The 20,177-nt window shown below is 39.1% G+C and carries 19 protein-coding genes; 9 read left to right on the top strand and 10 right to left on the bottom strand.

The features are described 5' to 3' along the window. Positions 1 to 77 precede the first annotated feature (77 nt). From NST76_RS13185 to NST76_RS13205, 5 genes are all read left to right on the top strand, one after another. On the top strand, positions 78 to 824 hold the full coding sequence (locus NST76_RS13185; RefSeq protein WP_036120014.1) for an energy-coupling factor ABC transporter permease: 747 nt from the start codon (positions 78 to 80) through the stop codon (positions 822 to 824). Positions 825 to 827: 3 nt separating this feature from the next. Further along, positions 828 to 1,100: an energy-coupling factor ABC transporter substrate-binding protein gene (locus NST76_RS13190; RefSeq protein WP_058844510.1), complete on the top strand. Its 273-nt coding sequence runs from the start codon at positions 828 to 830 to the stop codon at positions 1,098 to 1,100. Positions 1,101 to 1,106: 6 nt separating this feature from the next. After that, positions 1,107 to 1,880, top strand: a complete 774-nt coding sequence (gene cbiQ / locus NST76_RS13195) for a cobalt ECF transporter T component CbiQ (protein ID WP_342543984.1) — start codon at positions 1,107 to 1,109, stop codon at positions 1,878 to 1,880. Next, the gene (locus tag NST76_RS13200; protein WP_036119998.1) at positions 1,877 to 2,713 is read left to right on the top strand and encodes an ATP-binding cassette domain-containing protein; all 837 of its coding nucleotides are present in this window, start codon (positions 1,877 to 1,879) and stop codon (positions 2,711 to 2,713) included. Before cbiQ ends, NST76_RS13200 begins: the two co-directional genes overlap by 4 nt. Positions 2,714 to 3,086: 373 nt before the next feature. Further along, a complete protein-coding gene (locus NST76_RS13205; protein ID WP_342543985.1) occupies positions 3,087 to 6,587 on the top strand; it encodes a S8 family peptidase in 3,501 nt (1,166 codons plus the stop codon). 101 nt (positions 6,588 to 6,688) lie between these two features. Here NST76_RS13205 and NST76_RS13210 read toward each other — a convergent pair whose 3' ends face one another. Both NST76_RS13210 and NST76_RS13215 read right to left on the bottom strand, forming a co-directional pair. Continuing rightward, the gene (locus NST76_RS13210) at positions 6,689 to 7,129 is read right to left on the bottom strand and encodes a GNAT family N-acetyltransferase (protein WP_089934726.1); all 441 of its coding nucleotides are present in this window, start codon (positions 7,127 to 7,129) and stop codon (positions 6,689 to 6,691) included. A 115-nt stretch (positions 7,130 to 7,244) separates the two neighbouring features. Beyond that, positions 7,245 to 8,333: a glycosyltransferase family 4 protein gene (locus tag NST76_RS13215; protein WP_089934724.1), complete on the bottom strand. Its 1,089-nt coding sequence runs from the start codon at positions 8,331 to 8,333 to the stop codon at positions 7,245 to 7,247. 256 nt (positions 8,334 to 8,589) lie between these two features. On the opposite strand from NST76_RS13215, the gene NST76_RS13220 reads away from it, so the two are divergent. The 3 genes from NST76_RS13220 to NST76_RS13230 are packed head-to-tail and all read left to right on the top strand — an operon-like array spanning position 8,590 to position 11,102. Next, positions 8,590 to 9,189 carry a glycosyltransferase family 2 protein gene (locus NST76_RS13220; RefSeq protein WP_089934723.1) on the top strand — a complete coding sequence of 200 codons (600 nt, stop codon included), beginning with the start codon at positions 8,590 to 8,592 and terminating at the stop codon, positions 9,187 to 9,189. Positions 9,190 to 9,219: 30 nt separating this feature from the next. Beyond that, the gene (locus NST76_RS13225; protein WP_058844588.1) at positions 9,220 to 10,248 is read left to right on the top strand and encodes a polysaccharide biosynthesis protein; all 1,029 of its coding nucleotides are present in this window, start codon (positions 9,220 to 9,222) and stop codon (positions 10,246 to 10,248) included. Continuing rightward, complete coding sequence (locus tag NST76_RS13230; RefSeq protein ID WP_058844507.1) at positions 10,245 to 11,102, top strand: sugar nucleotide-binding protein; 858 nt, start codon at positions 10,245 to 10,247, stop codon at positions 11,100 to 11,102. The genes NST76_RS13225 and NST76_RS13230 overlap by 4 nt, the downstream gene beginning before the upstream one ends. Before the next feature lie 55 nt (positions 11,103 to 11,157). Here the strand turns inward: NST76_RS13230 and NST76_RS13235 are convergent, their stop codons facing one another. From NST76_RS13235 to NST76_RS13245, 3 genes are read right to left on the bottom strand one after another with little or no spacing between them, the layout of a single operon-like run. Then, complete coding sequence (locus NST76_RS13235; RefSeq protein ID WP_058844587.1) at positions 11,158 to 11,910, bottom strand: alpha/beta hydrolase; 753 nt, start codon at positions 11,908 to 11,910, stop codon at positions 11,158 to 11,160. A gap of 20 nt (positions 11,911 to 11,930) precedes the next feature. After that, complete coding sequence (locus NST76_RS13240) at positions 11,931 to 13,169, bottom strand: DNA polymerase IV (RefSeq protein WP_036119957.1); 1,239 nt, start codon at positions 13,167 to 13,169, stop codon at positions 11,931 to 11,933. Positions 13,170 to 13,217: 48 nt separating this feature from the next. Next, positions 13,218 to 14,615 (bottom strand): PLP-dependent aminotransferase family protein, encoded by a 1,398-nt coding sequence (locus NST76_RS13245; RefSeq protein ID WP_271910208.1) that lies wholly within the window; start codon positions 14,613 to 14,615, stop codon positions 13,218 to 13,220. A gap of 128 nt (positions 14,616 to 14,743) precedes the next feature. Here NST76_RS13245 and NST76_RS13250 point away from each other — a divergent pair, with 128 nt between their 5' ends. Beyond that, positions 14,744 to 15,907, top strand: a complete 1,164-nt coding sequence (locus tag NST76_RS13250; RefSeq protein WP_036119952.1) for a PLP-dependent aminotransferase family protein — start codon at positions 14,744 to 14,746, stop codon at positions 15,905 to 15,907. 100 nt (positions 15,908 to 16,007) lie between these two features. On the opposite strand, the gene NST76_RS13255 is transcribed toward NST76_RS13250, so the two are convergent. The 5 genes from NST76_RS13255 to bioD all read right to left on the bottom strand — a co-directional run bounded on the left by NST76_RS13255 (position 16,008) and on the right by bioD (position 20,140). Next, positions 16,008 to 16,130 carry a hypothetical protein gene (locus NST76_RS13255; protein WP_255358819.1) on the bottom strand — a complete coding sequence of 41 codons (123 nt, stop codon included), beginning with the start codon at positions 16,128 to 16,130 and terminating at the stop codon, positions 16,008 to 16,010. Between the two features lie 370 nt (positions 16,131 to 16,500). Continuing rightward, positions 16,501 to 17,496 carry a biotin synthase BioB gene (gene bioB, locus NST76_RS13260; protein WP_036119950.1) on the bottom strand — a complete coding sequence of 332 codons (996 nt, stop codon included), beginning with the start codon at positions 17,494 to 17,496 and terminating at the stop codon, positions 16,501 to 16,503. Beyond that, positions 17,493 to 18,086, bottom strand: a complete 594-nt coding sequence (locus tag NST76_RS13265; protein ID WP_036119947.1) for a biotin transporter BioY — start codon at positions 18,084 to 18,086, stop codon at positions 17,493 to 17,495. Before NST76_RS13265 ends, bioB begins: the two co-directional genes overlap by 4 nt. Beyond that, on the bottom strand, positions 18,079 to 19,455 hold the full coding sequence (gene bioA, locus NST76_RS13270) for an adenosylmethionine--8-amino-7-oxononanoate transaminase (RefSeq protein WP_036119945.1): 1,377 nt from the start codon (positions 19,453 to 19,455) through the stop codon (positions 18,079 to 18,081). Before bioA ends, NST76_RS13265 begins: the two co-directional genes overlap by 8 nt. Continuing rightward, positions 19,436 to 20,140 (bottom strand): dethiobiotin synthase, encoded by a 705-nt coding sequence (gene bioD, locus NST76_RS13275; RefSeq protein WP_340809197.1) that lies wholly within the window; start codon positions 20,138 to 20,140, stop codon positions 19,436 to 19,438. The genes bioA and bioD overlap by 20 nt, the downstream gene beginning before the upstream one ends. Positions 20,141 to 20,177 lie beyond the last annotated feature (37 nt).

A 20,177-nucleotide genomic window follows, 5' to 3' on the forward strand; every position in this document is an offset into this window, starting at 1 on the left:
CTTTTCCAACAACGGAGAAGTGCTTTTTTATTTACGCACGCTACATTCTAAAAATCTATTAGTAAGGAGGAAAGCTTTTGAAATTTTCATGGTGGAAACTTAGTTATTTTTTATTGGCCTTTTTACTCGTGCCAAAACGTGCCTTTGCTATGCATATCATGGAAGGTTTTTTACCAATCGAATGGGCTATTTTTTGGTGGGTCATCTCTATCCCATTTATTATTCTAGGATTGCGCTCCATTCGCAAAACAATTGAAGAAAACCCTGAAACCAAAATGCTTTTAGGTCTTTCAGGAGCCTTTGCTTTTGTGCTGTCGGCGTTAAAAATCCCTTCGGTTACAGGTAGTTGCTCCCACCCAACTGGTGTTGGACTTGGAACGGTTTTATTCGGACCTCTAGCTATGAGTGTCATCGGAACGATTGTTTTATTATTCCAATCTTTATTATTAGCACATGGTGGGATTACCACTTTAGGAGCGAACGCCTTCTCTATGGCGATTGTAGGCCCATTTATTGCTTACTTTGTCTTTAAAGGGGCTCAAAAAATAGGGTTGTCATTTTCACTAGCTGTTTTTTTTGCTGCGATGCTTGGTGACTTAGGTACATATGTTGTGACTTCTGTACAGTTAGCATTAGCCTTCCCTTCAGAGGTTGGCGGCTTTATGGCATCGTTTACAAAGTTCGCAGGTATTTTTGCCTTAACTCAAATTCCGTTAGCGGTGAGTGAAGGAATTTTAACGGTCATTGTGATGAATTTCTTGAAAAAGTACAATGTCAGCGAATTAAAAATGTTGCGTGTTTTCTCAACAAAGGAGGCACATTAGTAGATGAAACGAAATTTATTACTATTAGCGATTGTTGTGCTGTTAGCTATCATCCCATTGTTTATACAAAAAGGTGCAGAATTTGGTGGTGCTGATGGAGAGGCAGAAGCAGCCATTGGCGAAATCAATGCAGAATATGAACCGTGGTTTGAAAGCTTATGGGAGCCACCAAGTGGTGAAATTGAAAGCTTATTATTCGTGCTACAGGCAGCTATTGGAGCTGGTTTTATTGGCTACTTCATCGGCTATATGCGCGGCAAGCATAAAGAAGGTTAACCCGTTATGTTACTCATTGATAAGTATGCGTATCTTAATAAGCTAGCGTCCGTTCATCCGCTAGAAAAAATGATATTTTCAATTGGTCTACTTCTCGTAACGCTCATCATGAGAGATGAACGACTTTCACTCATTACATTTTTTGTAATGAGTACTTTTATCATTTTAGGTGCAAAAATTCCGCTTACCTACTATGTTAAGTTATTATTGCTACCTGGATTTTTCTTACTAACAAGTCTTGTATCCATCTTGCTGTCAATCACACCAGCAACTCATGTATTACCTGCCCATCTGTGGTCTTTTACGTGGATGAATTGGACAATTTTCATCGGAAAAGCAAGTGCCCTGTCCGCCCAACAATTGTTCTTTATTGTCCTTGGCAGTAGTAGTTGTTTATACTTTTTAATTTTGACCACATCCGTACAAGGGATTTGCTATGTGCTCCGACAATGGCGGCTGCCCTCTTTATTGGTTGAGCTTATTGAACTAACCTATCGTTTTATTTTTATATTTTTAGAAAGCATGTACAGAATACATCTTGCCCAGCAAGCGCGTCTTGGCTATCATTCTCCAATGCAATGGCTACGCTCCGTATCCATGCTTATTGTGGCGCTATTTGCTGAAATGTTTCAGCGTAGTCGTGAGCTTAATAATGCCATGCAGTCACGGGGTGGCGAAGCCGTCTACTGGCAAGAGATGGGCTCCTATAGCAAGAAAAATTGGCTAGGCATAGCGACACTGTTCCTATTCCTCATTGTATATGGAGGGTACTTCTCATGACAGCATTCTATTTTGAACTAAACCGCTTGTCCTATGCCTATGCAGATGGTACGAAGGCATTGTCAGACATTACTTTACACATTCCAAAAGGAAAAAAAATTGCCATCCTTGGTCATAATGGCGCTGGAAAATCAACATTGTTTCAGCATCTTAATGGTATTTTACAACCGTCAGCTGGGACGATTGTTTTTGATGGCAACGAGCTTCAATATAGTCGAAAAGCTTTAAAGGCACTTCGCCAGCAAGTTGGCATTGTTTTTCAAGATGCGGATCATCAACTTTTTTCAGGTACTGTCAAGCAAGATATCGCATTTGGACCACTAAATCTTGGCTGGTCTACCGAAAAAATCGAAGAAAAAATAGCATGGGCTGTTGCGCAAACGGAAATAGGCGATTTACTCGAAAAACCTATTCACTTTCTAAGCGTAGGTCAGAAAAAGCGTGTGGCGATGGCAGGTGTTTTAGCGATGGAGCCCTCTGTCCTCTTATTAGATGAGCCAACAGCAGGCCTTGACAATTATTATGCTACCCAAGTTCTACAGTACCTAGGTAAATTAGAAGACGGCGAAAGAACCATTTTACTTGCTACCCATGACATTCCCCTTGCTTATGAATGGGCGGATCAAATCATTGTCATGGAGGCAGGGAATATCATTTATAACGGAGACCCGATCGAGTTGTTTTATGAAGAAGAATTGCTGCAACGTGCACATCTCGAACGTCCATGGGTTTTTGATATGTTCATGACATTACAAAAAAAGAAGCTATTGCAGGAAAACATTACACCCCCCCGCTCCAAGTATGAATTACAACAATTAATAGAACAATTGTAGACAAAAGTCATCGAGAAATTCTCTCTCGATGGCTTTATCATTTTTTATTTTCTTTCATATTCAAAAATTAGTAAACTACTACGAAATCAAAAGATTCGATTTATGTTAGCGATACTTCAAATTCGTTGCGATGTCTTTGATGGTTTGGCATGCCAAAAACATATTGGATAAACGTAAAAGAACGAAGCGTGCAATACTTGGAAGTCCATCAGCTGAATAGAGGCTTTCTACTAATTTAGTTGTAAAACAAAAAACTTTAGACAATTCGAAGGAAAAAATAGTGAAAAATTTTCCTCCTTTACGAAACTTTTCTAATCTTTATCCGTATTAATAGAGTCGAGACTTAATTTATAACACCAAGGAGAGATAACAATTGAAAAGTTTGTTTAAAAAATCAGTCGCTATTGTAGCATCCGCTACACTAATGGTTCCAGCTGCTTCTGCCTTTGCTGAAGTACCTCAGCATAAAGCCAAGAATGTACTGGCAAGTAGTATGAAACAAACAGAGCAGAATGAAGAAAAATGGATGAGTAAGGATAAAATTGTTATCAAGCATTCAGGACTTGATAAAAATGTACATAAAAACATTGGCTCCAAAGTCATCCGCTCCATTCCTTCATTAGGCTATGATGTGGTACAACTGAATAAAGGCGTATCAATAGAAAAAGCAGTTGCTTACTATCTAAAGCAAGATGGCATTACAAGTGTATCTCCTAGCTATGTGTATCGCTCTTTTCAAACAGAAGTCGATCCAAAGAAACAAGAGATGTATCATTTAAACCTACTGCAAATGGATGAGGCACTAGAATTAGCGGGTGAGCATGATGTGACAGTCGCTGTCATTGATTCTGGTGTAGATTTTAAACACCCCGATCTAAAATCTCAAGTACTCCCACCCTATAATGCAGCAGCACCAGCGAATACTACTTATCCAGGTGATCACGGAACACATGTAGCTGGTATTATCGCCGCAGCTAAAGATAATGGCATAGGCGGACACGGTGTGAATCCGAAAGCGAAGCTACTACCCATTGACGTATTTAATGGCAAAGAAGGTGCAAATGATTTCATTATTGCACAAGGCATTTTGTATGCTATTGAACAGGGTGTTGACGTCATTAATATGAGTCTAGGAGGCTACGGGGAATCTCCACTGATGAAAGAAGCTGTTCAGAAAGCCGTTGACAGTGGTATTACAATTGTGGCAGCCGCGGGCAATGAATCAACAGATGAATACTCCTTCCCTGCTTCTTATGAGGGTGTTATTAGTGTAGGTTCAACGAATGAGCGCAACAAACTATCAAGCTATTCAAATTACGGACCGTCCGTTGATGTTGTTGCACCAGGTGAAGAAATTTATAGTACCGTTCATGATGACAAAAAAGGATCATCCTTCGTCAAATTCAGTGGTACATCCATGGCATCACCTGTAGTGGCAGGCGTCGCCTCTCTTCTTAAATCAAAATATCCACATTTAAAGCCGCATGAAATAGAGGCAATTTTGGAAATGACGGCACAAGATTTAGGAGCGAAAGGCTATGATCTTACCTACGGTCATGGACTAATCGATCCAGTCAAAGCATTGCAATTCGATTTAAATAAACTACCTAAACACTATTCAGAGTCGAAAGAAGAACGCATACAAAACGCTAAAGTTCTTGCTAAAAATACGTTAAATATCGAACACGGCGCTTTCGAGCAGCAAGATGAAAAGAAATGGTATAAAGTCGATTTAGACGCAAATGAATATGCTCAGCTAACATTAAAAGGTGCAAACAAATATGATTATGCCTTTGATTTATATTTCTACCCAAATAATCATAAGGGTGAAGTAGAGCCGATTCATGTCAATGATGTTCGCGTAGGAAAAAAAGAAGGTTATTTATTTAAAGCAGATCAAAAAGGGACGCTTTTAATTGCTGTCAAAGATCATAATGGTAGCTATAGCTTAAAAGGCAAATCTACTTACACGTTTACAGCACAAACGACGAAGAGCTTGCCAATTGATACATTAGATAAATCTACTATGGCGCCGATAAATAAGTTCCCTTATAGTACGGCAGGCAAAAACTATACCCTTCTGTCAAAAGATCAACAACGAGATCAAGATTATTTCACATTCTCTGTAAAAGAACCAACGACATTACAATTCGACCTGTCGGGTATTCCAGGTGTCACAGCCTCTATGGAGCTTTATCTTAAGGATGACTTTCAGCCGATACCACCAGAAGAAGCTGAGCAAGCTAAAATTGATGACAGCGAGGAAGAACAAGCCTATCCTATGCAAACAGCAAATGGTACAGCGAAAGGTGAAGCAGTTAGCATGATTATCGATGCTGTACCGGATCAGGAATATGTTTTAAGTGTCTCTAATGACAGTAATAGTGAGTTTTCTATGGAAATGTTCTTTAGTGGTGGTATTGAAAAAGAAGAAACGGTTAGTGAATCGATGATTCCTTACACATTAAAAGGTGAAGTGGTTACCCTTCCACCAGACGAAGATGGGCTACCGCTAAATGAAGCCATGTTAGAAGAAGGAATGCCAGAGGGACAATTACCGATTACACCAAGTAAAACTAAAAAACGCAATGAAATTGACAGCCTAATGGGTATGCTAATGAATCCAACGGCGTCAGGGAATCTAGAAAATGTTGAGCCGATTATAAAACAGGCTATACGCTTTGAAATTGGTGAAAATAAGAAAGCTTATTTCCAAACAGACTATGATGAGGATTATTTCTTATTTAAAACGAAGGAAGATGCCCTTTATAGTTTCAGCTTTATCAAAGGGATGAACCAAAAGCCTGCTGGTACCGTATTTGAATATGATGAGGAAGCAAAGGAATTAATCCCTGTTTCTTCCTTAACAAATGACCTTGGATTACTAGCACTACTGCTTGGTTCGACTGGAAATGAAAATGATGCAAAGGTCATCCCATTGAAAAAGGATAAAACCTATGTGGTCGCTGTTGTCAATGCTGGAGAACGATCTGCTGAACCTTATACGTTGAAAACAAAAAAAATCGGTGATATTCCAGCAGATTACAATCCAGACAATCATGAGGAAGCAAAAGCGCTGAAAGTTCAGCCAGGTACGACTTATAAAGACCATCTTATTTATCAAGATGATGTAGATTATTACTACTATAAGCAAGAAGGCAATGATGAAGTGATGAGTCTGCTTCTTTCTTCTACCCCATTTACAAATGAACAATTAGCTCAACTACCAAAAGAGCTTCAAAAAGAGTTAAAATTTGCTGGCTCTATTATAGAAGATACGAACGGCAATAAGAAAATTGATCCGAAAGAAATGGAAACAGAAATTCCATTTGGACTAAGCGATAATATTCTTGAATTATTACTTGGAATGGGTGGAACAACAGATGTAAATACATCCTTCAAAGCCAAAAAAGACCGCGGTTATTTTATCCTTGTCAACAGCATGGGTCTTGGTCAAGTGTCTGTACAACCGTATACTTTAACGATGTTCAACCATCAGCAAGCAGATGAAGATGCAGATTCTGAATTAGTGAATGGTGTACCAACAAAACCATCTGCCCTGACAAAAAAAGATGATAAATGGGTTGCAACTCAATATTTAAATGCAGGTATTCCTTTCGGTGATAAGGACTATTTTGAGTTTAATAATGTCCAAAAACGCGATGTCGTTTTTTCACTTCAAACAGAAAAAGCATTAGATGGTGTGATCCGAGTGATTGATGCGAACGGAAAAACCGTTAAAACCTTCGATCTTTACGGAGCTGGCGATACTGAAGTTGGTACAGTTGAACTACAAGCTGGTAAATACTATATTGAAGTCAGTGAGTATTATGGCAAAGCAAGCACACAACCATATACACTTGAAATTAAATAAGTAACATCAAGCAACATCCCCTAGATACTATTTGCTATCTAGGGGATGTTTTGATAAAAAAAAGCATCTTCATCCGAAGACGAGATGCTGGCAAGTTCCACCTACATAAAATATTTCACATAATTACAATATTCATCTTGCTTCATATGAAGCTTTTCATAGAGTTTACGTGCATTTACATTATCAGCCGCCGTTTGCAGTGTGACATAGCGAGCACCTTGCTGCTCACAATATCGAAAAACCTTTTCCATCAATGCCTTGCCCACCCCTAGGCCTCTAGCATCTTCTGTTACATAAATATCATTTAAAATATAGGCACATTGTAAAGCGATGGATGAAAATGTTGGATACAATTGTGTAAATCCAATCATCTTGCCATCTACCAATGCTACAAAAATGACAGACTCTTTTAAAGCCAATCGTAATTGTAAAAATGCCTTGGCGCTGCTTACATCTGGCTCGATCCCATAAAATTGACGATATTCATCAAACAGTTTTGATAAATCTTCTAGTTCATGCATTGTCGCTTGTCGTATTTCCATTCCTGTCTCCCCTTGTGTCTTCCCATGATTGTCTAACATGATGAATCTAGTTTTTATTATATAGGAAATAATGGTATAAAGAAAAGAATAGTCTTCAAAATCGAGAGAGGATTGTTTATTCACTTAAATATTCAGCAACCCTTTTCACAATATGGCACCAATTTAATTCCTTTCGAGCAAATGCTTGAAGCTGTACACAAGTATCGGCCAGCAATGATTCCTGTGTGGCAACTTGCTGCAATGTCCGACCAATCCCCTCCCAATCATGTGTCGGATGAATTGTACCGAAGCGTTGTTGCATTGTAATATCGGCAGCCCCATCAACATCAGTAGTCACGATATAGCAGCCATTTTTAGCAGCCTCTGCAAAAACATGGGCATAGCATTCTACTACAGATGTTAAACAAAAAATTTTAGCCTTACGGTACTCTTCTTCTAATTGCACCTTATCATAAATAGGCCCTACCATCGTTACTTGAGCGGCAGTTGGATGGCCATCTAGCAACTGCCTTAGCTCCTCTTGATAGGAGGCAGACATCGGTCCTACTAAACGAAGCTCCCAGTCTGGAAGCTGGGCAGCTAGAAAGGCTTTGACTGTCAAAATCGTTTGCTTCTCTGGTGCATCTAAGCGTCCCACTGCTAAAATTCTATTTTCCTTGTCATGAAAGGACACAGGTGCTGTGGGAAAATGCTCATAAAAGCCATTGGGGATATGTTTAATCGCTAATTGCGAATACACTTGAATAGCGGTTTGAATGGACACACATTCGGAGGATAGCAGATCACATAATTGCAGTAGCTCTAAAAAGTATGGATAGGATTTTAATCGATGTAACCAAAATCGATTTACATCTAACTTCATATAAATTTTTCCTTGCGGATTATAATGCTGATAGGTTTTCAGAATGGCTAAATAAGATGGATACGGCCCTATGGCAAAGGCAATGTCAATGTCCTTTGCATGCTTGGCTAAATAAGCATTCATATTCGCCACATAATCCTTCTCAAATGGTATGGACTCAAATTTTACAGTTGGAAAGGCCTGTTGAAGAAGGGCTTCATTCATCTCTGTTGTCACAATACTTACTTCATAGCCTAATTCCTCCCCTAGCAAAATAGGCACGAGACACAAATCTTTGAAAATATGTGCATCAGACAGTTTATAAGATTCCACGCTACAAATAAATGCGATCCTTTTTGACATTGTATCCCTCTTTCTAAAAAAGCGCTCTAGCTAGTTTATGACCCTTCCTGCTAAACGTGCATACCTTAGTAAATTTTTGCCCCTATCCTGCTTGTTCTCTAGTAAACAGAAATCGTATACAGAAAAGCGTCTCTCTTAAAAACTTCCTAAAACAAGCAATTGCCTACAATAGCTCTATGTCCACGCATATTGTATTAAAGAATCTGCTCAGTCACATAGAAGAACTCTACTACTAGATAAAGAATGGAGGGATAAAATGAAGATAAGTTTTTTATCACCTGCGTTTAATAGCGAAGAATGGATCTTAACAATGCTTGACAGTATTCCTAAAGAATATGCCTATGAAATTATCATTGTGGATGATGGTTCTACTGACAATACATTAGCCATTTTACAGGACTACCAAAAAAACTGTGCAGCTTTAAAAGTCATCGTGCATCCAACGAACCTTGGGGCTAGTGTTGCTTATAATCGCTGCATTGCAGAGGCGACAGGAGACTATATAGCCATCATCGATAGCGATGACCACTACTTGCCAGCTATTCGCAATGTATTAGCACAAGTGGATGGCACATTTGATGTTTACTATTACAACATGATCATTAAAAATGGCTTCGCCTTTATTAAAGATGAATCGAATCGCTATTCCTTACCCGGACAATTTAAAATCATTCGAAGAAGTTTAATTGGGGATGCAAAATTTACAATACGCAAAGATATAGCAGGAGATTGGGATTTTAATTGTGCCCTCATGGATAAAAATCCGACAAGTAAATATACAAACGAATTTGCTTACTGGTACAACTATCCTAGAGAAAACTCAGAATGTGATCTACACCAAAGAGGATTGAAATAAAAGCATGCAGGAGGTGTAATGAACCATACAATGTTTACAAATAAAATATTACTGATTACGGGAGGCACTGGCTCTTTTGGTAACGCTGTACTAAAGCGCTTCCTCAATACGGATATTAAGGAAATTCGTATTTTTTCAAGGGATGAAAAAAAGCAAGATGATATGCGCAAGCTCTATCAGCATAGTAAAATCAAATTTTATATCGGAGATGTCCGTGATATTCAAAGCATCCATACCGCTATGTATAATGTGGACTATGTGTTCCATGCCGCTGCTCTTAAGCAAGTTCCCTCCTGCGAATTTTTCCCTTTAGAAGCTGTGAAAACTAATATTTTAGGAACCGATCATGTCCTAACAGCTGCCATTCAGGCTGGTGTCAAGAAAATGATCTGCCTCTCTACAGATAAAGCAGCCTACCCTGTCAATGCCATGGGAATATCCAAAGCGATGATGGAAAAAACGTTTATCGCTAAATCCCGAATGGTTGATCCTCATCATACGCTCATTTGTGGCACTAGATATGGCAATGTTATGGCTTCACGGGGCTCTGTCATTCCCTTATTTATTGAACAAATAAAAGCTGGAAAGCCGTTAACGATTACAGATCCAAACATGACACGTTTTATGATGACTCTTGATGAGGCCGTTGAATTAGTATTGTACGCTTTCTCACATGCACAAAATGGAGATATTATGGTACAAAAATCTCCCGCAGCAACAATAGCCAATTTAGCTCAAGCATTACTTGAGATTTTTCAGGCAAACAATGCCATCCAAATTATTGGGACACGGCATGGGGAAAAAATGTATGAGGTATTATGTACAAAAGAAGAATCGGCAAAAGCCGTTGATATGGGCAATTTTTATCGAATCCCTGCAGATAATCGGGATTTAAATTATGGAAAATACCTCGATGAGGGCTCTCCTAAAATTACATTAACCGATGAATATAACTCCAACAATACACAACAATTAAGTGTGGCTGACATCAAAGAAAAATTATTGACATTACCGCTTATTCAAGAAGAGCTTCTTTATTGGACTGGAGGAACGCCATGAAATTCTTAGTGCTCGGCGCTACTGGCATGGCTGGCCATACCATTGCCATCTATTTATGTGAACAAGGGCATGATGTGACAACTTACGCTAGAACCCCTTTCCCATCTGGGAACCATATAATGGGCGATGTGATGGACGCTATATTTTTACGGTCGTTGTTAGTAGATCATGATTTTGATGTCGTCATTAATTGTATTGGTGTCTTAAACGAAGCTTGTACGGTATATCCTGCACAAAGCATTTGGCTGAATAGTTATTTACCGCATGCCATTGTCTCTCTCCTAGAAAACCGACAAACTAAGCTGATTCATCTAAGTACTGATTGCGTATTTTCAGGGAAAAATGCCCCCTACTATGAAACTAGCATAGGAGACGGTGAAACTTTTTATGATCGTACAAAAGGCTTGGGGGAGATTGAGCACAACAAGCATTTAACATTTCGTAACTCGATTATTGGCCCTGATTTAAAAAACGATGGCATCGGACTATTCAATTGGTTTATGCAACAAAAAGGTCCCATTCACGGTTATACGGGGGCTATTTGGACTGGAGTAACTACACTTACATTAGCAAAAGCCATTGAACGGGCTGTCCAAGAAGATTTAACAGGACTCTATCATCTCGTCAATACTACGAATATTTCAAAATACGACTTACTTCAACTATTGAATAAACACTTTATGGACAGCAACATAAAAATTCTTCCTCATCGGCTCGTTAATGTCAATAAAACATTAATGAATACTAGAAATGACTTCTCCTTTGTTGTCCCTGGCTATGAGGAAATGATTGTAGAGATGAAGGACTGGATGTTACAGCATAAAGATTTATATCCTCATTATTTTCAAGCTTAAATACACTTTTCCTGTCAACTCCATTATGAGTTTGAATATTCATAATGGAGCCCCCCTATTGAATCACTGTCCCCTCAGGTAGTTGACCATTCTTAATCCAATTTTCTACAAAATGGTTGAAAAATGCAGGTTGGGCTAATGATACTCCATGACCAATGTTGTGCAATATGACACCATGACTATTTGGATGACTTTGAACAAGAGCTTTAGCTGATTTTTTCATAATGCTTTTCTCTTTAGCTCCTACCGTTATTAAAATTTTCCCTTGGGCTTTATGAAAATCATGCGGGATGGAAAACAACATATTTTCTCTCAAAATTTGAATCAATGTCTCTACTTTCATCGTAGCACTCTCTTGATAATAGCGTTCAAAATCAAGATCATTGATGTATAGGGCTTTAGCTTGAAGTTTCGCAAATGTTTTATTTTTTATAAGTGGAAATGTCAGCCGAATGAACGGTTGAAGCATCCATTCCATAGCTGGAGAAGGTATTACAAGTGCACTATTGATAATGGTAAAATCGATTAAACTAGGCTTTATACTTAGCATTTGAATAGCGATTTGTGCTCCTAAAGAGAATCCAATCAGTATGACGGGCTTTCCAGTCGCCTTTTCTTCTAGAAGTTGGAGAAGCTCTCTGGCACTCTGCTCAATGGAGAATGCATCTTGTGACAACAGCTCTGGAACAACACAGTGATAATTAGAAAAATGCTGAACTTGTTGTTCCCACATCCAGCCACCGACTCCACCTCCATGAATAAACAGCATTAGAGGATTATGGACATCTCCATATGTTTTGTATCGCATGTATACACCTGCCTTCATTTTCAATCATGGTCATCTAAAAAATCCTTACTAAAGCTTGTTTGTGATTGATAGGATGAACGTTTCCCTAAATCTACACCACGTTTTATAACCCCCTTCCCAAAACGTCCCTCAATTTCATCCACGATTTTGAGAATAGGTTCATCTTTTACATGTTCTTGAAAATCAAATATCGATAATTGTTGCGAGTAATCCTTACGATCCACTACATTAGAAACCGTCACGCCTAAAAGCCTTACTGGAGACTCATCCCAATGCTTATCAAACAAGGCACAAGCAATGTCATAGATATCTTCAAAACGATAAAGAACATTAGACATTGTTTTTGATCGTGTGTGATTATGCCAACTTGCATCCCGTATTTGAATACTTACAGTGGAGCCCGCTAACCGTTTTGCCTCAAGTCGTTCAACCACCTTTTTACACAGACCTTCTATTGTTTTATGTAGTGCACGGACATCTGTTACATCTTCAGGTAAAGTTGTTGAATTTCCTACGCTTTTCGTATCAAAAACCGCTTCAGGATCGACCATACGTTGATCCACCCCATTAGCTCTTGCACGCAGTCGCACACCATTCTTTCCTAAAATTTGCTTCATCCTAAACTCTTCCGTTTTCGCCAAATCACCAATCGTAAATATGCCATGTACATTTAATTTTTTGGCCGTACTAGCTCCAATTCCATGCATATCAACAACCTCTCGATGCCAAAGCTGCTGTTCAATATCCCGTATTCGTAGTACGGTAATTCCCAACGGTTTCTTCATATCAGAAGCTGTTTTTGCTAAAAATTTATTTGGTGCAATACCGATAGAGCAAGGTAAATCAAGCTCAGCTAAAATGCGCTCTTGTATTTCCTGGGCAATACTTAATGCATGTTGCTCCTTACTTAACGCTGTCACATCCATATAGCCCTCATCAATCGAAACAGGCTCCACTAAAGGAGTGTAGCTACGAAGAATGGTAAACATTTCTTTGGATGCTTGACGATATTTTTTAAAATCTGGAGGCAATAACAATAGTTCAGGACATTTACGCTTCGCTTCATGGACAGTCATTGTTGTATAAATGCCAAGCGCTCTTGCTTCATAGGAACAGGTTACTAAAATGCCACGTCGCTCTTTTGGGTTGCCCGCAATGGCGATTGGCTTCCCTTTTAAGCTTGGATCATGTGCTTGCTCTACCGAAGCATAGAAACTATTCATATCCACATGAAAAATAACACGCCCTTTATGCGTCATGTCCATCACCTCTTCTCTCTCTTAGCTTTATTATACGCTTGATGACCTTTAGTCAACAAATGCATAATCACCATTACTTTCTAGCAGATCCTTTAAAATAATTAAAGCTTGCTCCAGTTGAGCTTCTGGCGCTGCAATCGCTAAACGTACGGCATTCACTGGCTTTGTATTGCCTACAGCAAAACGTTCCGCTGCATAGACTTGTACGCCGGCTTTGGAGGCTAGCAATTCAAATTGAACTCCCGTAAATTTATCAGGCAAGTATAACCACCTAAAAATACATTCCTCCTCCCCTAAAATGTCGTAATCGCCTAAATATTTATTAACAAGCGCATTTTGCTGCTTCGCATATGCTCGGTGCTTTTCTAAAATCGTTTGTGCCACGCCTTCATGAATCAATCTTGCTGCTAGTTCCAGCATGAGCGGTGACACTGAAATATTGATATTATAGAGCGTTTCCATTATTTTTTTCCTTAATGCTGAAGGTGTCACAAGGAAAGATAAGCGTAAACCTGGCGAGAGCGTCTTGGACAGGCTAGCGATATAAATAACCTTATCGGGTGCAAAAGAAGCAATGGGTGCAAGTGGCTGTTCTTTAAGAAAGCTATAAATCGCATCCTCAATCACAAGCAAATCCTTCTGCCTAGCCACTTCAGCAATCATTTTTCGTGTCTCCACCGACATCGTATGTGTCGTTGGATTATGAAAATCAGGGATCACATAGATTCCTTTAATATGCTCATTTTTACAGGCATATAGCAATCCTTCTCTGGTCATTTCTCCTTGACATTGTTGAATAGCTACAAGCTGTATACCTAACATATTGGCTGCTGTTTTAATACCAGCATAAGTAATGGGATCTGTCCCAATACGGTCGCCTGGCTGAAATAAAGCTGCCAGTGTGCCCACAATGGCATTTTGTCCCCCTGCACCGAGCAAAATAGGCTGATCTGTTTGAAAATTCACCAATTCGAATAGCTTCATCACGGCTTCATTTTGCCAAGCATTGCCCTCAGGCCGACCATACTGAAATAGCTTGCTAAAACTAGGCTCGTTCAACATCTTTTTCATAAAGCGTGCAATATCATCATTGACCAGGTTGTCTGGTAAAACAGAACCCATTTCAATCATAGATGTTGCATGATTGGCTGGCAGTAACATTTTATTGCTAGCCGCATCTGTGGAAACAAATGTCCCGCTGCCAATCGAGGCATAAATGAATCCTTTTTGTCCACACAGCTTAAAAGCTCGTGTAATGGTGCTTAAATTCACATCTAAAAAATCAGCTAATTCGCGTTGTGGAGGAAGTTTCGTTCCTGGCATTAGCTTTCCATCTTTTATGTCTTGTTCCAGTTGGTGCGCAATAGCTATATATAATGGGGCAGAAATATTGCGAATATCTGGCTTCCAACTCATTGGATACTCGTCAAATGAATTAATAGGCATTCACTAAGCCCTTCTTTCTCTTAATTTGCATACAATAGTTTAATTGTCTTGCATACAATGATAATATTGTATGCACACGATGACAATGATATAATTTTTAAAAAATCAGAAAAAAAGGACCGATCATTATGCAATATTCTGAAAGAATCTTAAAAACACCATCCTCATTTATTCGAAATATTTTGAAAGTAACAGATGCAGAGGATGTTATTTCCTTTGCAGGCGGACTTCCAAATCCCATTTCTTTCCCTATTGATGCGTTAAGAGCATCCGTAGATCATGCTATTACGGAAAATGGTAGCCGACTATTTCAATATTCTTCCACACAAGGTTATGCACCATTACGTGAGTACATTGCCGCAAAGTACCAACGCGTGCATGGGCTTGATGTACAAGCTGAAGATGTCTTTATTACAACAGGCTCACAGCAAGCTCTTGAACTGATTAGTAAAGTACTCATCAATAAAGGCGATGGCATTATCATCGAAGAGCCTGGATACTTAGGAGCCATTCAAGCCTTTACATTAAGTGAGCCTACTTTCTATGGGGTAACACTTGAAAACGATGGTCTTAACTTAGAAGAGTTAGAACGTGCGCTACAACAACCAAATGTAAAATTCATTTATACGGTGCCTAACTTCCAAAACCCAACAGGGCTCACATACTCGAAAGAAAAGCGTGAGCAAATTTGCGAAATAGTGGCAAAATACGATGTTGCTTTAATTGAGGATGATCCATATGGAGAGTTACGTTTCCAAGGAGAGCCGCTTCCATATATCGGTGCTGGAAAATTAGATAATAGTATTTTACTAGGTTCTTTCTCTAAAACGGTCACACCTGGTATGCGACTTGGTTTTATCATTACAAAAAATAAAGAGCTTTTACAGCATATTGAAACAGCTAAGCAAGCGTCTGATCTGCATACAAATATTTTCTCGCAATATATCATCTACGATTATTTAGCAAGTAATGACTATTCGGAACATGTCAAAAAAATTATTACATTATATAAAAATCAATCCGAAGCGATGCTTGATGCGATGCAAGAGTTTTTCCCTGCCCATGTAGAATATACAAAACCTGAGGGAGGCATGTTCATCTGGGCAACAATGAAGGATGGTACATCAGCCCTTGATGTATTCCAGAAAGCGATGGAACAAAAGGTTGCCTTTGTGCCCGGAGATCCATTCTATACATCTAAAACGAATGTCAATACAATGCGTCTCAACTATACAAATGCAACACCTGAAGTCATCCGTGAGGGGATTAAACGTTTAGCAAGTATTTTATAAAAATAGTAGCCGTATAAACGCTTTTCATAAGCGCTTATACGGTTTTTTGTTGTTCATAAAAAACAGCCCTCTATCAGGAGAGGGCTGTCTCAAAAGCAATTTATTTTGTATATGTTAACACTGCATTTTTCTTAAATTTTGCTAAAGCTTCTGTTGCCTCATTTTTGTTTGTATACTCAAAAATTCGGACATCCTTTTTATCAAATACTGTAATAACCCACATATGAAAAGCTCCCTTCTCCCATTATTTTTGTAATATAACAACCACCAAAATTTGTGAGACTACTTATCAACTGTTTTATAACAATTCCTTACTTGATTCTTATTTTACGCTGTTTTTTTCAAAAAGAAAGCTTTATGTGAAGTTCTTCACAAACTGTTCAATTTCAAAACGCTTTCATTGAACAATTTGTGAAAACCTTTCTTTTATAGGTATAAAAACAGCCAATGATATCAGATTTATCCGGTCCTTTTCAATTTTTATCCACTACTTTACGCTGCCTATCCACCACTTTTTGATTCCTATTCACCTAAAGCAAAAAACCGCACAGAGGTACGGTTTTGCTGTAGTAGTAGATTTTTCTTTCATAAGCTTAACAAAATGCTTTTTCTTGCTGTTGCGTTAATTCAATCTCGAAGCCTAAATCCTCCAACATACGATAATCACTATTTGCTTCTTGACCAGCTGTTGTTAAATAATCCCCTACAAAAATACTATTGGCTGCATAGAGACCAAGTGGTTGAAGTGAGCCTAGATTGATTTCTCGCCCTCCAGAAATGCGAATTTCCTTTGTCGGATTGATGTAACGGAATAATGCTAAAACCTTTAAACAATAGCGAGGATTTAATTCCTTTGTTCCTTCCAGCTTTGTACCATCTATCGCGTTCAAAAAGTTTACAGGAATAGAATCAGCATCTAATTGATGAAGGGCACGTGCAATCTGGACAACATCCTCCTTCGTTTCCTTCATCCCAATAATGGCACCAGAGCAAGGTGAAATTCCATGCTTTTTCACTATCTCGACCGTATTGACACGATCCTCATACGTGTGGGAGGTTGTGATGAAGGCATGATGGCGCTCTGATGTATTTAAATTATGATTGTAGCGATCCACTCCAGCTGCCTTTAATTGCTGTGCCTGCTCTTCTTTTAATAAGCCTAGACAAGCACAAACCTTCAAGCCATACTTTTCTTTAATTTCCGCAACTGCCTCGCTCACTACATTGACATCCTTACGTGTTGGCCCTCGACCACTTGCAACAATACAATACGTCCCAATTTTATTGTCAAACGCTCGTTTAGCACCAGCCAAAATTTCCTCTTTTGTAATAAAAGGATATTTTTCAATAGGAGCAGTTGATTTAGAAGATTGAGAGCAATAACCACAATCCTCAGGACAATAGCCACTTTTGGCATTCATAATCATATTCAGTTTTACTTTTTTACCATAATAATGCTTCCGAATGACAAAAGCACCGTCCATTAGCTGTAATAGCTCATCATCCTCACTATTTAAGAGAGCAAGTGCCTCCTCATTGCTAATGATCTTGCCAGCAATTACTTCTTGTGCTAATTGGTAATAATTCATCCTATCTTCTCCCCCTCCACGTGTGAAATGTTCACAGTTCTTGCCGAATGAAATACTTTATACATTCTTTCTGCCAATAGGGCTGATGTTATTGCTAAGCAAACATCAGCGATAATACTACTGAAAAAGCCGATGACAAAAACATGTGACCAGCTTGATTTCATATCTAACCAGAAATTTAATGCTATATATAAATAAGGAATAGCCACCATATAAATAATGATAAGTCCTATAATCGTTGCTCCAATAAAATGCTTTTTCGTTGGGTTCTCTATTCTTTCAATGATGAACCCAATGACATAGGCAGCTAGGGCAAAGCCAATTAGATAACCAAATGTTGGCTGTAGGACATACGTAAAGCCACCGCCCTGTGTAAAAACAGGTAAGCCTACTAAGCCCACACCGATATAGACAAGCTGACTATAAAAACCATTCCGACTACCCAACAAACACCCTGCTAAAAATACAACAACAATTTGTAATGTAAACGGTACAACAGGCAATGGAATTTTAATAAACGCCCCAATCGCTGTTAGTGCTGCAAACATGGCGATCATGACAAGTGCTAATGTCTGATGTCGCTTAACCAACCTTAGCCCCCCTATCTTGGAAAAACTGTTCGATCGTTTCTTTCGTTGTTTGAATCATGAAGGACATTTCTTCTTCAGAAATAATATAGGGTGGCATAAAATATAAAACATTGCCGAGAGGTCTGATGAGTAGACCTTTTGCTAAAGCTCGCTGATAAATGTGATAGCCGATCCGTTCCTCACTAGCGAATGGTTCCTTTGTCTGTCGATTGGCGACAAGTTCAATAGCTCCCACTAAACCAACTTGTCGATACTCCCCCACATACGGAATATCATGAAAGGCTGCCATGGCTAATTCTCGCATTTGTTGTCCTTTGTGTTGAATCATCTCCATCACTTGCTCCTCTTCAAACATTGTTAACACTTCAAGTGCGACACGACAGGCCAAGGTATTGCCTGAATAACTATGTGAATGTAAAAATGCCTTCATCGTTCCATAGTCGTCATAAAAAGCGTTATAGATTTGATCGGTTGTTAAGACAACAGATAACGGTAAATAACCGCCTGTTAATCCCTTTGATAAACACATAAAATCTGGGGTGATGTCCGCCTGCTCACAGGCAAATAACGTACCTGTCCGACCAAAACCGACAGCAATCTCATCCGCGATGAAATGGACCTCATAGTGTGAACATAATGCTCGCAAGCGCTGCAAATAGATAGGTGGATACATTTTCATACCTGCTGCGGCCTGAATAAGCGGTTCAATAATAACGGCCGTAATTTCCTCATGATGTGCTTGAAGCTGTTCCTCTACAAATTGACTACATGGCGCTTGGCAGCTTGTTGGCTCTTCCTGAAATGGGCAACGGAAGCAATCTGGCCCTTTGGCACGAACAGTATCTAATAAAAGAGGTTGATATACTTCATTGTATAGCCCTACCCCTCCTACCGATAAAGCACCAATGGTTTCCCCATGATAGGCATCTGTCAAAGCGAGGAAGCGCTGTTTCGCTGGTTTTCCTGTCTGCATATGGTATTGAAAGCTCATTTTCAATGCCACCTCAATAGCAGACGAGCCATTATCTGCAAAAAAGACTTTATGTAATTCTTGAGGTGCTAAAGCTGCTAATTTTTCAGCTAAATTTATGGCTGGTTCATGTGTGAAATTAGCGAAAATTGTATGCTCTAATGTAAATGCTTGCTCACTTAAAGCTTGGCTAATTCGCGGATTGGCATGTCCAAATAAATTAACCCACCAAGAGGATACAGCATCCAAATAACGATGATTATGTTCATCATAAAGCCACACACCTTGCCCTTTTTTTATGACGATTGGCGGAAATGCTTCGTAATCCTTCATCTGTGAGCACGGATGCCAAACATGTCGTAAATCTCTTGCCTGCAAGTCAGTTAATGCTTGATTCATAGTGAAAGAGCCTTTCAAACAAAGTAGTGTGTGTCATGGCATAATCCATTAGCTGTGACTTGTCCTTCAGCTGTGGAATAATGGCATAAGGTATAGGATAGTACTGTAAAATTGTTTGTATATTGTCTTGTTCTATACTGCTACCCGTGTCTCCATTAAAGACAATGCCAAGAATATCAATTTGACGAGCGCGCAATGCCTCCATCGTTAACAATGTGTGATTGATCGTCCCAAGTGATGTCCTTGTGACCAACACGACTGGCAGCTTGCTACTGACAATAACATCAAGCAGAGTCGTACCATTTGGAGCAGTGAAAGGAACAAAGAGCCCACCAGCCCCCTCGCATATCACGATATCGTAAGCATCTTGTAAAAATTGAATTTGCTGTAATAGCTCTTTGACATCAATTGACTGTCCCTCTAGCTTGGCAGCATAATGCGGTGATGCCGCTTCCTTCAATGAATAGCTATTAATATGCTCTTTTTGCAGTTTTTGTAAAGAATGCTTTTCATACATAGCTGTATCATGATAATAGCCATGCCCATTTTCGTATACCTCACCTGTTTGCACGGGCTTATAGGGTGTGACTTGCAAACCCTGCCTTTGCAAATGACACATCAACATAGTAGTGACCATCGTTTTACCAACATCCGTATCTGTGCCTACAACCCAAAAATGTCGCATTGTTAACCTCCCCCTCTTTGTGTTAACTAATAACAAT

Source organism: Lysinibacillus sp. FSL W7-1291, assembly GCF_038593415.1.
Classification (GTDB): Bacteria; Bacillota; Bacilli; order Bacillales_A; family Planococcaceae; genus Lysinibacillus; species Lysinibacillus fusiformis_D.